The sequence below is a fragment of the Herbaspirillum lusitanum genome, assembly GCF_046025995.1.
GTDB classification, from domain to species: Bacteria; Pseudomonadota; Gammaproteobacteria; order Burkholderiales; family Burkholderiaceae_D; genus Herbaspirillum; species Herbaspirillum lusitanum_A.
This window is the reverse complement of sequence record NZ_JAQQFM010000001.1, coordinates 608927-622263: the sequence shown is the minus strand read 5'-3', so window position 1 is coordinate 622263 and position 13337 is coordinate 608927. Positions and strand designations below refer to the sequence as shown.

Genomic DNA, 13337 nt, shown 5'->3' with positions numbered 1-13337 from the left:
CGAAGCTGCCGTCATTTACCGACCAAAAAATACGCGCCAGTGTTTTCATTCATGCAGGTTCCAGGCACTCCCAGGTGGCCGCGCTGTTCTTCAGTGTGGCGCTGGAGGCCGCCTGCCAGGCAGCTTGCCTTGCTGGCATTTTCATTGCTGAGCGGCTGCGGCGGCTCCGGCCAGTCTGCTCTTCCTGCCACGACCAATCATCCGCTGACGCAGGATGCCTATATCTGGCAACGCCAGTGGACACCCTCGCTGGCGCAGGCGATGCAAGTCAGCGCGTCGCACATCCGGCGCTGGCATGCGCTGGCCGCCGAGCTTGACGCGCGCGGCCGCTGGACCGACATCACGCCCGACTGGACGGCGCTGAAACGAGACGGCCGGCCGCTGGTGCTGACGGTGCGTATCGAAGGGCAATTGAATGTGTTCAAGGAGGCCGACTTATCGGCCATCCGGCAGCACATCTCGGATCTTCTGGCGCGCTGGCGCGCAGCCGGCATTGTGGTTGCCGGTCTGGAAATCGATCACGATTGCGCGAGCGCGCGCCTGCCCGGATATGCAAGTTTTCTTGGCACATTGCGCGCAGCTCTGCCGGCCGGCATGTCTCTCTCCATCACCGCCTTGCCGACCTGGCTGGACAGTCCTGCGCTCGATGCCTTGCTGGCCTTGCCGGACGAGGTGGTGCTGCAGGTGCATGCGGTTCTGAATCCGCGCCAGGGTTTGTTCGACCCTAAGCGCGCGCGCGACTGGCTCGACAAATTCAGCCGACGCGCGCAGCGTCCCTGGTACGTGGCCTTGCCGACCTACGGCACGCGCGTCGCGTGGAGTCCGGATGGCCGCATCGCCAACATCGAAAGCGAGAGCACCACTCTGGCGACGACCGCCGTCATGAATGAGCTGGTCGCCGCGCCGCAAACCATCGCCGGCTTTGTCGCGCAGCTGGAGCGTGAGCGTCCCGCCCAACTGGCCGGCATCGTCTGGTTTCGCCTGCCCACTGACGAAGATGCGCGCGCCTGGAGCCTGCCGACCTGGCTGGCGGTATTGCAGCGCCAGGCGCTCAAGCCCGATCTCCAACTGCAATTGCAGCCTGCGCCAGACTCCGTCGCACGCAACGTCGTGCTGATCAACGCGGGGAATGCCGACATCGCCTTGCCGCGCGTGCTGCGCATCAATCCGGCGGCTGCTTGCCGCAGCGGCGATGGCATCAACGGCTATGCGCTCGAGAGCGATGCGCAGGGAAGGTATTTACGCCGCACGCGCGATGGCTTGCTGCGTGCGGGTCGCCAGCGCAATGTCGGCTGGCTCAACTGTCAACAGGAAAGCGTTGCCCTCCATGTGGAACCCTGAACGTCTCAAGATCGTCGCCGCCGTCACTCTGCTGGCCGGTTCCGGCATTGCCGTGGTGCTGGCCTGCGGCCCCGACTTCCCGCTGCAATTGCTGGACGATCGCGCCGGCACGCTCAAGAGCACGCCGGCCAATTCATTCGCGTTCGAGGCGGCGCATCTGGTAGAGCCGGGCGACAAGCTGGAGGCCCGGGACGGCATTGCCGACGACAGCAATGCCGATGCTGCCGCTGCAAGTCCGGCGGCGACAGTCAATCCCGGCTCACCGGCGGCGCTGGATCGCAGCATCATGAACGCCGATCAGCTTGCGCGAGCACGCGAGATGCGCACGCAAGCCGACGGCGACGCCGCCTATGACTACGGCAAGGGAGTGCCGCCGGCGGTGCGTCTCTACATCGCCGGTGCGGTCGATTATCGGCTGGCCGGCGCGGGTAATAACGCCGACAGCATCGAGCGTTCAGCCGCCCTGATGGCGCGCGCGCAGCGACGGTTTGAGGCCGTGCTGGCCTTGCCCCCGGCCGAAGGTAAGCAGCGCGCGGTCTGGGCCGCCTACATGCTGGGCCAGAGCCGGGCCGAGGCGCTGCTGGCGGCCAGCAGCGCCGCCAATCCAAACGACATCGGCAAGCTGCGCACGCAGGCTGAAAGCGCCTATGTACTGGCGCGTCAGCGCGCCATCGCCGGCGCCGCCGATCCTTTCGGACTGGCCGTGGCCAGCTTCGGCGAGCAGGCACGCTTGCATCTGATCCGCGCCGGCCGCCTGTGCGGCTATCTCGATTTTGAGAAGTTTGATGACTGTGCCGACGCGATCCCGGCGGCTGATTTGAAGCAGGCCATCAGGCTGTATGCCGAGCAGGCGGCACGCGGCTCGGACAGCGGGCTGCAATCGCTGCGCTATTTGGCGACCTGGGCCTTGAGCGATGCGGAGCGCGCCGCGCGCCTGATCGATGATCCGCTGGCGCAGCGTCTGCTGGTGGCGTATGCATTGGCGCGCGTGGGCGACATTGTCAACGACGATCCGGCCAGCGCCAGCGACTATTTCGCCGGCGCCGAGTCAGGTGCTTCCTACGGTTATGCCGATGCGGCGCGCGGCGGCAGCAAGGTCAAACCGAATCCGGTGCTGGCCTCGCTGGTCGGCGCCTTGCAGGCCAGAGGTCTGGAAAAAATTGCCGGCGCCGATCGCGTGGCGGCGCTGGCCTATCGCGCCGGCCGCTACGATCTGGCGCAGACCCTGGCCGAGCGTCAGCAGAGCGCCTTGTCGACCTGGGTCAAGGCCAAGCTGGCGCTGCGCAAGGGCGACATGGCCGCCGCCGCGCAGTTCTATGCGCAGGCGGCCAGGTCCTTTGCACCCTCCGACAGCAGTCTGGAACGGGCCAATGCAGCCTTGCTGAAGGCCGAAGGCGGTGTGCTGAGTCTGTCGCGCGGGCAGTATGTGGAGGCGCTGGATCAGCTCTATACCGGCATGGCTGAACGCTCGCCGGTCAGCACTTCGTCCGACTACTACGGCACTTACGTGGACGACCTTGCGTACATCGCCGAGCGCGTGTTGACGTCCGATGAACTGAAGGCCTATGTCGATGCCCACGTGCCGGCGACGCCGCTGCCCCCGGCACCGCCGGCTGCGGCGCTGGCGGCAGGCAGCACGCCTGATCAGGCCTATTACGGATGGAGCGCGCAACATCCGAAGCGCCTGGCAGATCGTCTGCGGCAATTGCTGGCGCGCCGGCTGGTGCGCGAAGCTCGCATCGATGAGGCCTTGCCTTACTTTCCCGATGCTCAGGATGCGCGCTATGTCGAGATCGAATACAGCGACGACGGCAAGACCCGCTTCGCAAGCTGGCGCGCGCGTACGCTGGCGCAGCAGTATGGCGCCGCGCTGGAACAAGGTAAGAGCGCATGGCGCGCCAGCAAGCGTGCCGAGGGCTGGTATCAGGCGGCGGTGATCGCGAGAGCGCACGGCATGGAAATCATGGGCTATGAGCAGGGGCCCGACTTCACGGAATTCGGCGGCGCCTACACCTATGGCGTAGGCCGCAGCGATATGTCGCAGCGCAGTTTCACCGATGCCGATGAAAAGAATAAGTCCGCACGTCCTGACACCCCGCAGACACGCGCCGCCGCCGCGCTGCCCGGCCCCTTCGTCACCGAAGAAGAACGACGCCGCTATGCCGCCAGCGAAGCCAGACCGAACAAGCGCTTTCACTATCGCGACATCGCCGCCGACTACGCATTGAAAGCCGCCGACGAATTGCCGCCGCGCTCGCAGGCGTTCGCCGCCGTGCTGTGTCGCGGCACAGCCTTTGTCATCAATGACGCCGAGCGCGCCAGTGAACTTTACCGGCGTTACGTGAAGCAGGGGGCGGCAGTTCCTTTTGCGGCAGACTTCGGCCGCCAGTGCGTCGAGCCCGATTTCAGCGCCGCCGGCCGTTTCCCTTATGTGCAGGCCTGGCGCACCACGCAACGCTGGATGGTGCAGCACAGGCGCGCGGCGGCGGTTGCCGCTCTGGCCTTGCTGGTGTTGATCGGCGGCGGTGTCTGGGGCCGTGCGCGGCGGCGCAAGGCACGCGCGGCAGACAAGGCAACTGTCGTCGGTCCGGCCATTGCAGAGAACCTGCCTGAGCCGAAAACGGAAGAGCGCAAAGACCTGCAATAAAATCGAGACCAGTGATCGCGCGCGTTTTCTGGCTGAGAAAACATGCGCGATCACCGGCCATGATCCCGGCGCGCACCTGGAAAAAAATCGCTTAGATTGCCGCATCCGAACGCAATTGCAGTGCTGCCATTTTCTGGTTTTGTCCCGTCTTAGACGACCGGTCTAATTAGCGCGTAGAATAGCTCCATGCGAGAAAACTACGGCGAAATCAAACTCAATATCCTGCTGGCCGGGCGCGGCATCATCGCGCACAAAGGTTTCAGCGGCGTCGGCCTGAGTGAAATCCTGCAGGCGGCGGATATTCCCAAAGGCTCCTTCTATCACTACTTCGGCTCCAAGGAGCAATACGGCCGCGAGCTGATCGAGCACTACGTCGAAGGCTATCTGGCGCTGCTCGATAAAGTGCTCGATGGTCGCAGCAGCGACAGCTTGCGCGATGCAACGGCGCGCGAGCGGCTCTTGCATTACTGGGGCTACTGGCTGGAAAGCCAGTGCTGCGAAGAACTGCAGCAGCGTTGCCTGGTGGTCAAACTCAGCGCCGAAGTGGCCGATCTGTCGGACGACATGCGCCAGGCGCTCGACGATGGCACCGGCCGTTTCATCGCGCGCATCGCTGATTGCATTGCGCAAGGCGTCGCCGAAGGTTCGTTGCATACCGCGCTGGCGCCGGCCGCCACCGCCGAAATGCTGTATCAGATGTGGCTGGGCGCCAGCCTGCTCAACAAGCTCAGCCGCGACCGTCGTCCGCTGGAAAGCGCCATGCACGTCACGCGCTGCGTGCTGGTGGCGCCGCTTAGTCTCAACTGAGTTCACGGCAGCAAACTGAATCACCGGATTTGCAATCCTCTCCATCCCGCTGTTGTGCGTTGCCGTACCAAGCTTGCGCACGCGGGCATACCTACCGACAAGAAAGGACATCATGAACGCAGACAGCAACATCAATCGCCGCATCGTGCTGGCATCGCGCCCGCAGGCGGCACCGACGGCCGAACATTTCCGTCTCGAACAGCATCCGGTGCCTGAAGCCGGCGCCGGCCAGATGCTGCTGCGCGCAGAATGGCTGTCGCTCGATCCTTACATGCGCGGCCGCATGAGCGATGCCCCGTCTTACGCGCCCTCGGTCGGCATCGGCGAAGTGATGACCGGCGGCACCGTATCGCGCGTGGTGCAATCCAATCTGGATGGTTTCAAGCCGGGTGATCTGGTCATGGCCTACACCGGCTGGCAAGACTATGCGCTGTCCGACGGCAGCCTGGTCACCAAATTGCCGGCCGACATGGCGCAGCCCTCGCATGCGCTGGGCGTGCTGGGCATGCCGGGTTATACCGCCTATGCGGGTCTGCTTGACATCGGCCAGCCGCAAGCCGGCGAGACGGTGGTGGTGGCAGCCGCCACCGGCGCGGTTGGTTCGGTGGTCGGGCAGGTCGCCAAACTCCGCGGCTGCCGCGTGGTCGGGATTGCCGGCGGCGCCGAGAAGTGCGAATACGCAGTCAAGGAACTCGGCTTCGACGCCTGCATCGATCACCGCGCGGCGGATTTCGCGAAGCAACTTGAGCAAGCCTGCCCGCAGGGCATCGACGTCTATTTCGAAAACGTCGGCGGCGCCGTGTTCGACGCCGTGCTGCCGCTGCTCAACGTGCATGCGCGCGTGCCGCTGTGCGGCTTGATCGCGCAGTACAACGGCGGCAGCGCCGACACCAGTTCCTCGGTGCTGATGCGCCGTCTGCTGACGCGCCGCATCCACATGCAGGGCTTCATCATTTTCGATTACTACCAGAAGCGTCCCGATCTGCTGGCGGCCTTCCACAAGGAAGTCGGGGCCTGGCTGGCCGAGGGCAAGCTGCGCTATCGCGAAGACGTGGTGGACGGTCTGGAAAACGCACCCCAGGCTTTCATCGGGCTGCTGCAGGGCAAGAATTTCGGCAAGCTGGTCATTCGCATCGATCAGAAATAGTCGTTTGCCGGGCTGGCCGCGCGACTGATTCGCGCCGCCGCAGCGGCATTTTGCAAACAGCGAACATTCAGGAACATCTCATGATTCCATTTTCAGTACTCGATCTGTCACCGATCAATCAGGGCGCGACCGCGTCCGAAGCCTTCAACAACAGCAAGGAGCTGGCGCAACTGGCCGAGCGTCTCGGCTACAAACGCTACTGGCTGGCCGAGCATCACAACATGCCGGGCATCGCCAGCGCCGCGACTTCGCTGGTGATTTCGCATGTGGCCGCCCATACCTCGACCATCCGCGTCGGCGCCGGCGGCATCATGCTGCCCAATCATTCGCCGCTGGTGATCGCCGAGCAGTTCGGCACGCTGGAGTCGCTGTATCCCGGCCGCATCGATCTCGGTCTCGGCCGTGCGCCCGGCTCCGATCAGCGCACCGCGCGCGCTCTGCGCCGCAACATGGGCGGCGACACCGCCGACAATTTTCCGCAGGACGTGGTCGAGCTGCAGCAATACTTCGATCAGCCGACGCCGTATCAGCCGCTACGCGCCGTGCCCGGCGCCGGTCTCAAGGTGCCGCTGTGGTTGCTGGGCTCCAGCATGTTCAGCGCGCAACTGGCCGCCGAGCTGGGTTTGCCGTTTGCCTTTGCTTCGCACTTCGCACCGGGCTTCATGAAGTCGGCGGTGGCGATTTACCGCGAGCGCTTCAAGCCCTCCGAGGTACTGGCCAAGCCGCACGTGATGCTGGGCCTTAACGTGTTCGCCGCCGACACGGACGCCGAAGCGCGCCGTCTGTTTACCTCGCTGCAGCAGCAATTCATCAACCTGATCCGTGGCACGCCGGGGCAGCTCAAGCCGCCGCTGGATACGATTGAGTCCTACTGGCAGCCGGGCGAACGCGACCACGTCGAACGTTCGCTGGCCTGTGCGGTGGTCGGCGATCCGGACACCGTGCAGGAAGGTCTGCAAGCCTTCATTGAAGATACCGGCGCGGATGAACTGATGATCACGGCGCAGATCTTCGATCATGCCGCGCGTCTGCATTCCTTCGACATCGTGGCGCAGGCGCATGCAGCGCTGTCTTCGCAGTCAAGCGCGCGGGCCGGCAGTTTCGCGTTCTGACGATGCTGACAAACCGCAGGCCCGCAGGCATGCCGCCTGCGGGCCTGCGGTTACACAAACATACAATTTGACGTCTTCGTTTCAAGCGCTCTTTACGTTAATTGATCAGTGGCAGTCGTGCTTGCTTGAACTGCCGCAATGATTCCGTCGGGCATGTTTGTCAAACATGCATCTTTTGTTCTGCTCAGCTGAGTGCAGCACAATCCGGCCGGAGATAAAAATCGAAGATCACGCCTAATGGAGTATGAGATGAAGAAAATCAAGCCCTTGATCCCCGCTGCGCTTGCCACCTTGCTGGTGCTTGCCGTCAGCGGCTGCGTCGTCACCCCGCCCACGGTTCGTCCCGCCTACGTCGCGCCGCCGGGCGTGGTCTACGTGCAGCCGACTTATGCGGCGCCGGCGCCCGGCTATGTCTGGGAATATCACGAACGCTACGGCTGGGGCTGGCGTCATCCGCAATACGGCTGGCATCGCGGCTGGCATTGAGTCCGGTTCTTTGCCGCCGGACAACAGCAGGTCGCCCGGTTTGAAAAAAAGCCGCCATCAATATCGATGGCGGCTTTTTCATGTCTGAGCCCGATGCGAAGTCAGATCTGTTGTCAGACCTGTCACCGGACTGAGGTCATTGAGACTGATGCGATGCGTAGATGGCCGGAAAGAATCTTTCCATCTGTGCCTGCGGGCGCGCCGGCGGCGTGAAGCCATATTGCGCATACAAGCCATGTGCCTCGCTGGTGGTGAGCGTGAAACGGCGCAGACCTTGCAGATCGGGATGGGCCAGCACCGCGCTCACCAGTTGCTTGCTGTAGCCTTTGCCGCGATGCCCGGACAGCACGAATACATCGACCAGATTGGCGAAGGTCGCATAGTCGGAAATCACGCGTGCGAAGGCGATCTGTTGTTCGCCGATGAATCCGCCGAAACATAAAGAATGCCGCAATGCGCGTTCCACCGTCGCCAGCGGAATGCCGCGCGCCCATGCCGATTCTTCACTGAGAAAACGGTGGATAAGTGGAACGTCCAGTTCTTCGCGGACATTGCTGATGCGGAAGTCGTGCATGGGAGCTCTCATCGGTCGCGTAGTAGTTTGATGTTCGGAGACTGCTATTCCATTCCCAGCATCCGCGCCAGACTATTCCCCGATTTTTCGCTGACCAGCTGGATGTGCTGCTCCAGTGCCAGCAGATGTTCTTCCATCGCGGCGATGGCGCCGGCGGTATCGCCGCGTTCTATCAGGTCGACGATGCTGGTGTGTTCGTCATGTTCGCAGGCGGCGTAGCCTGCCGGCTCGTGCAGCGCCACGATCAGCGAGCAGCGCGACAGCAGTTCGCCCAGATAACGTTGCAGGATGGGATTGCGCGACAGCTCGGCCACGCGCATGTGGAAGGAGGAAGCCAGCCGCGCCCAGTCGGTCTGCACATAGCTGTGCATGACTTCGTGTTCTTCTTTCAGCTGCTTGCGCAGCTTGTTGAGATCGGATTTGGTCGCATGCTTTACAGCCAGCGCCAGGATGGCAGATTCCAGCGCGCGCCGTGCTTCGAAAATCTCGCGCGTTTCTTCCGGCGTCGGCATCGCCACCACTGCACCGCGATTCGGACGCAGTTCGACGATGTGATCGTGCGCCAGCTTTTGCAAGGCCTTCTGCACCACCGTGCGGCCGACGCCGAACAGTTCGCATAGCGCAGCTTCCGGCAATTTGGTGCCGGGCGTGAGGCGCTGGCTCATCACGCTGTCGAACACGGTCTGATAGATACGCTGGATGATGTCGTCGCCGCCAACGCCGTCATTTGCTTCGAACATCAGCGCCGGCGTATCGGCCAAGGCGTCGTGGCGCACCTTGGGGCGGCCGCTGCGCAGAGCTTTCGATGCGGGCGGCGTGGATATCGCTGCGCTCTGCTTGCGTGCGGCGCGCGGCTTGGCATGGCTCTTTGCGCTGCGGGGAGAAATGTCGCTCATCGTTTCCTGCACATCCTTGTGATTCCGGAATTTTCCATGCGACCGCACTGCGGTTTTAATTGCTTGCTTCAACTTGTGTGCAGCGCGGTCGCACCTATTCATTGCCCTTGCGGTTCGGCTTGCAACTGTTCCCAGACCGCGACCGCCAGCCGGATCAGCGCCAGATCGCTACCGGCCGGGCCCAGCAATGATACGCCGATCGGCAGGCCGGCGGGCGTGCGCAGCGGCAGGCTGACCTGCGGCAGCCCGCACAGGCCGGCGATGCAGGTGATGCGGAAGCTGCGGCTGCGAATGTCGTCGATGTCGGCCGGCGTGGCATCCAGCAAGGGCGCGACGCTGGCCGCCGATGGCATCACGGCGACGCCGTCGCTGCCCAGCAAACTGCGCACCTGTTCCCGGATCAGCGCCTGCCGCGCGCGAGCGGCGCCTGCCGTTTCGTCCGAGGTCTTGCGCGCCATCTCGAAGCGGCCGGCGACCGCAGCGCCGAAGAGGGGCGCCCCCTGCGGCTGGCTGTCTATCCACGCGCCATGCACTTGCCAGGCTTCGTGCGCGGAGGCGCCGATGTAGGTCTGACGCCAGATTTCCAGTTCGCCGTCCACTGCGGCGATATTGCAGTGGATCGCATCCATGCTGAGCGCCAGCACATCGAACACCTGTTGCACTGCCGGTGCGAAGTCCAGGTCGGCCTGCGCCAGCGCGTCAGCCGGCAGCAGCACCCGGGCAAACGAGGCGGCGCCGGTCTGCGGCAGCAGCGCCGCGCCGACGCGGCTGAATACGGCGGCGTCGCGCGCCAGCCAGGTGGTGGTGTCGAAGGAGGGATTGAGCGGCACCATGCCGCTGTCCGGCAGCAGGCCATGCGTGGTGCGCAAGCCCCATACACCGCAATAGCTGGCCGGCACGCGGGTCGAGCCGCCGGTGTCGGTGCCCAGCGCGAAATCGCACAGGCCGGCCGCGACCGCCGCCACCGAGCCGCTGGAGGAACCGCCCGGCACCCGATCCGGTGCCGCGCTGTTGAGCGGCGTACCGTAATGCGCGTTATCGCCGTGAATGCTGTAGGCCAGTTCATCGGTCAAGGTTTTGCCGATCAGCGTGGCGCCGGCCTGCAGCAATTGCGCCACCACCGGGTTGTGCTGCGTCGGTATCGGATGCGTCGCCAGCCAGGTCGGATTGCCGGCGCCGGTGGCATGCCCGGCGACGTCGAACAGGTCCTTGGCGGCGAAGCTCAGTCCGCGCAGCGGGCCGTCCTGGTCGCCCTCAATCACGAAGCGGCCATGCGGCACGAAGGCGCCGACCGTATCGTCGAATACGCCGCTGGTCTTGTCTGGGTGTGCTTGATTCAAATCTGTTCTCCGGTTGCTTTTTGGGGGGGGCTGCGTGCTTCATTTCTCTCTCAATATCTCCAGGCCATCCACGTGCTCGCAGATCGCGCCCGGCGTCGTGAACCAGACATCGCCCTGATCGCGCGCGCGGGCGATGTGCTCCAGCGCACGGCGCAGATGGCGCAGGCGATAGGGCTGGCCGATCAGGTAGGGATGCAGGGCGATGCCCATCACCAGCGGTTGCTGAGACGATTGCGCCGACTGTTCCAGCATCTCGTCGAAGTGGTCGATGATGAGCTGCGCGAAATCCTTACCGTCCATCTGGCGCGCCACGATCATCGGAATGTCGTTCACCTCCTGCGGATAGGGGATCGACCACAGCGAAGCGCCGCTGCGCGTCTGCATCCTGACCGGCTGATCGTCGTGGCTCCAGTTGAGGTTGTAGCGGTAGCCGCTTTCCTGCAGCAGGTCGGGCGTCAGCGGGCTTTCCGAAATCCAGGGCGAGAGCCAGCCGGCCGGCGTCTGTCCGCTATGGCTTTGCATGCGGTCGCGGCAATGCTGCAGCAGCGCCAGCTCGGCGTCGGCATCCAGCACGCCTTGCTGTTCCGAATTGGTATGGCCGTGGCCGATCAGCTCGTCGCCGCGCGCGACGAAGGCGGCAATCAGCTCCGGGCAATGGTCGTATAGCGCCGTGTTGGCCAGCACGCCGGCCGGCAGGCCCAGCCGCTCGAACAATTCCAGACAGCGCCAGGCGCCGACGCGATTGCCGTATTCGCGCCAGGCGTAATTCAGCACGTCGGGTTCCGGGCACATCGGGCCGAGGCGCGCGCCCATGCCTTCGCCGAAGGCGAAGTGCTCAAGATTGAAGCCGAGATAGACCGCCAGACCGGCGCCCTTGGGCCAGCGATAGTGCGGGCGGTCGACGATGGCCGAATAGGGAAAGCGCGCGTGATGGCGCAGCGGGGCGAAGGCGGCCGCTGCGACGACTGGGGGCGCGGCAGGGGTAAGCAGCGCGCTCACGATGCGGCTCCCGTGGCGCCTGCATCCGGGCCGGCTGACTCGGTCGGCTGCGCGGCATCTTCAAGATGGTCCAGCGTCGCCAGGCCGGCGCGCGCCAGCATGCGTTCGGCGCTGTCGTTCCACACGTCCATCTGCGTGATCAGGCCATGGCGGATCACGTAGCGATCCACATAGCGGTTGCCTTCGAAGGGACTGCCGTCCGGCCATGCGCCATACAGCGTGCCGCGGTTGTAGACCACCGCGCATTCTTGCGTGGCGCCGGACACCAGCTCGGTGCCTTCAAAGCGTTTCCTGACCCAGGCGTAACGGCCGGCATTGAAGCGCGCGCATTCGGCCGGATCGCGCATGGGGCGACCTCCGGTGAAGCGAATCTGCAGATCCGGCGCGACGAAACGCCGGGCGCCGTCGGGGTCGGGAATCATCAGGATGCGCAGATATTCGTCCACCAGCGCCGCCGGATCATAGGGCAGGGCAGTCGGATCAGCAGTCTGGTCGGTGATTGATGATGGTGCGGCGTGCATCATTTTCTCCATAAATCGCACGGTAATTGTGCATTATTGGTTTCAAGGTAAATACAAAATCCGCGTCAATAAAAACTAATATTTGCCTGTAATTACTTATATATATTGTCGGCAAAAATACAATTTTATTGTGGCAGTTGGCACAGCCCTTGCATAAGTCATGCCGGGACCCGCTATTCCTCAACAGCCAACCATTCACCACATCAGTCCATCAGGGAGAGTCACCATGCTGCGTTTTACCCGCCGTAACGCCATCGCCACCGCGCTTGCCGCCTGTGCTGCCGGCGCCGCTACATTGTTTTCACCGCTGGCGCTGGCCGCCGATCCGATCAAGATCGGTCTGGTCACTGCCTTGTCCGGTCAATCGGCACAAGCAGGCGAAGCGCTGACGCGCGGCATCACCATCGCGATCGACGAGATCAACGCCAAGGGCGGCCTGCTGGGCGGCCGCAAGCTGGAGCTGGTGCGGCGCGACGACGAAGGCAATCCGGCCAAGGGTGTGGTGGCGGCGCGCGAACTGATCTTCAAGGAAAAGGTGGCGGTAATTTTCGGCGGCCTCGACACGCCGGTCTCGATGGCCATCGTGCCCATCATCAATCAGGAAAAAATGCCCTTCATGGGACCTTGGGCCGCCGGCACCGGCGTTACCAAGAACGGCGCCAATCCCAACTACGCCTTTCGCGTATCGGCGGTGGATGAACTGGTCGACAAGGCCATGCTGAACTATGCGCAAAAGACCTTCAAGGCCAGCAAGGCGGGCCTGATTCTGGTCAACAATCCATGGGGCGAATCGAATGAAAAAGGCATCGTCGCCGCGCTCGCCGAAAAGGGCATGAAGCCGGCCGGCATCGAAAAGTTCGAAGCCAATGACGTCGACATCGTGCCGCAACTGACGCGCCTGAAAGCTGCCGGCGCCGACACCCTGTTTTTGGTCGGCAACGTCGGCCCTTCGGCGCAGGTGGTGAAGTCGCTCGACCGCATGGGCTGGAAGGTGCCGGTGGTATCGCACTGGGGCCCGGCCGGCGGACGCTTTACCGAACTGGCCGGACCGAACGCGAAGAACGTGCACTTCGTCCAGACCTACAGCTTCTTCGGCAAGCTGAGCCCGACCGGCGAAAAGGTCGTGTCTGAACTGAAGGCCAAATATCCCGCCATCAAGGGCCCGGACGACATCACGCCGGCGGTCGGCGTGGCCAATGCCTACGACGGCATGCAACTGGCGGCGCTGGCGATTGCCAAGGCCGGCTCCACCAACGGCGATGCCATCCGCGAGGGCTTCTACAAGATCGAGCGCTACGAAGGCCTGATCAAGACCTACGTCAAACCGTTCAGCCCGACCGTGCACGACGCGCTGCAATCCGACGACTACGTCTGGGCGCAGTTCATCGACAACCGCATTCTGCCGGTGGGTTCTACGCAGTAAAAGAAGCAGGCAAATAGTTGCGGCGGGATCGTCAGCAGGCTGAT

Annotated in this window: 12 protein-coding genes; 7 read left to right on the top strand and 5 right to left on the bottom strand. The window is 63.7% G+C overall.

The features are described 5' to 3' along the window. Nucleotides 1-129: 129 nt before the first annotated feature. The 6 genes from PQR62_RS02790 to PQR62_RS02765 all read left to right on the top strand — a co-directional run bounded on the left by PQR62_RS02790 (nt 130) and on the right by PQR62_RS02765 (nt 7540). The gene (locus PQR62_RS02790; RefSeq protein WP_408154541.1) at nt 130-1341 is read left to right on the top strand and encodes a DUF3142 domain-containing protein; all 1212 of its coding nucleotides are present in this window, start codon (nt 130-132) and stop codon (nt 1339-1341) included. Further along, nucleotides 1328-3988 (top strand): hypothetical protein, encoded by a 2661-nt coding sequence (locus PQR62_RS02785; RefSeq protein ID WP_408154539.1) that lies wholly within the window; start codon nt 1328-1330, stop codon nt 3986-3988. The genes PQR62_RS02790 and PQR62_RS02785 overlap by 14 nt, the downstream gene beginning before the upstream one ends. A gap of 186 nt (nt 3989-4174) precedes the next feature. Continuing rightward, nucleotides 4175-4795 (top strand): TetR/AcrR family transcriptional regulator, encoded by a 621-nt coding sequence (locus tag PQR62_RS02780; protein ID WP_408154537.1) that lies wholly within the window; start codon nt 4175-4177, stop codon nt 4793-4795. A gap of 112 nt (nt 4796-4907) precedes the next feature. Continuing rightward, the gene (gene curA, locus PQR62_RS02775) at nt 4908-5942 is read left to right on the top strand and encodes an NADPH-dependent curcumin/dihydrocurcumin reductase (RefSeq protein ID WP_408154535.1); all 1035 of its coding nucleotides are present in this window, start codon (nt 4908-4910) and stop codon (nt 5940-5942) included. A gap of 80 nt (nt 5943-6022) precedes the next feature. Beyond that, complete coding sequence (locus PQR62_RS02770; RefSeq protein WP_408154533.1) at nt 6023-7054, top strand: LLM class flavin-dependent oxidoreductase; 1032 nt, start codon at nt 6023-6025, stop codon at nt 7052-7054. Nucleotides 7055-7303: 249 nt separating this feature from the next. Beyond that, complete coding sequence (locus PQR62_RS02765; RefSeq protein ID WP_408154531.1) at nt 7304-7540, top strand: hypothetical protein; 237 nt, start codon at nt 7304-7306, stop codon at nt 7538-7540. Nucleotides 7541-7676: 136 nt separating this feature from the next. Here PQR62_RS02765 and PQR62_RS02760 read toward each other — a convergent pair whose 3' ends face one another. From PQR62_RS02760 to PQR62_RS02740, 5 genes are all read right to left on the bottom strand, one after another. Then, nucleotides 7677-8114, bottom strand: coding sequence for a GNAT family N-acetyltransferase (locus tag PQR62_RS02760; RefSeq protein WP_408154529.1), 438 nt, complete (start codon nt 8112-8114; stop codon nt 7677-7679). A 44-nt stretch (nt 8115-8158) separates the two neighbouring features. Further along, nucleotides 8159-9010: a GntR family transcriptional regulator gene (locus PQR62_RS02755; RefSeq protein WP_408154527.1), complete on the bottom strand. Its 852-nt coding sequence runs from the start codon at nt 9008-9010 to the stop codon at nt 8159-8161. 98 nt (nt 9011-9108) lie between these two features. Continuing rightward, a complete protein-coding gene (locus tag PQR62_RS02750) occupies nt 9109-10350 on the bottom strand; it encodes an amidase (RefSeq protein WP_408154525.1) in 1242 nt (413 codons plus the stop codon). A 39-nt stretch (nt 10351-10389) separates the two neighbouring features. Further along, nucleotides 10390-11340, bottom strand: a complete 951-nt coding sequence (locus PQR62_RS02745; protein ID WP_408154701.1) for a polysaccharide deacetylase family protein — start codon at nt 11338-11340, stop codon at nt 10390-10392. Nucleotides 11341-11345: 5 nt separating this feature from the next. Beyond that, a complete protein-coding gene (locus PQR62_RS02740; RefSeq protein ID WP_408154699.1) occupies nt 11346-11870 on the bottom strand; it encodes a nuclear transport factor 2-like protein in 525 nt (174 codons plus the stop codon). Nucleotides 11871-12096: 226 nt separating this feature from the next. Here PQR62_RS02740 and PQR62_RS02735 point away from each other — a divergent pair, with 226 nt between their 5' ends. Continuing rightward, complete coding sequence (locus PQR62_RS02735) at nt 12097-13293, top strand: ABC transporter substrate-binding protein (RefSeq protein WP_408154523.1); 1197 nt, start codon at nt 12097-12099, stop codon at nt 13291-13293. The last annotated feature ends 44 nt before the right edge of the window (nt 13294-13337 follow it).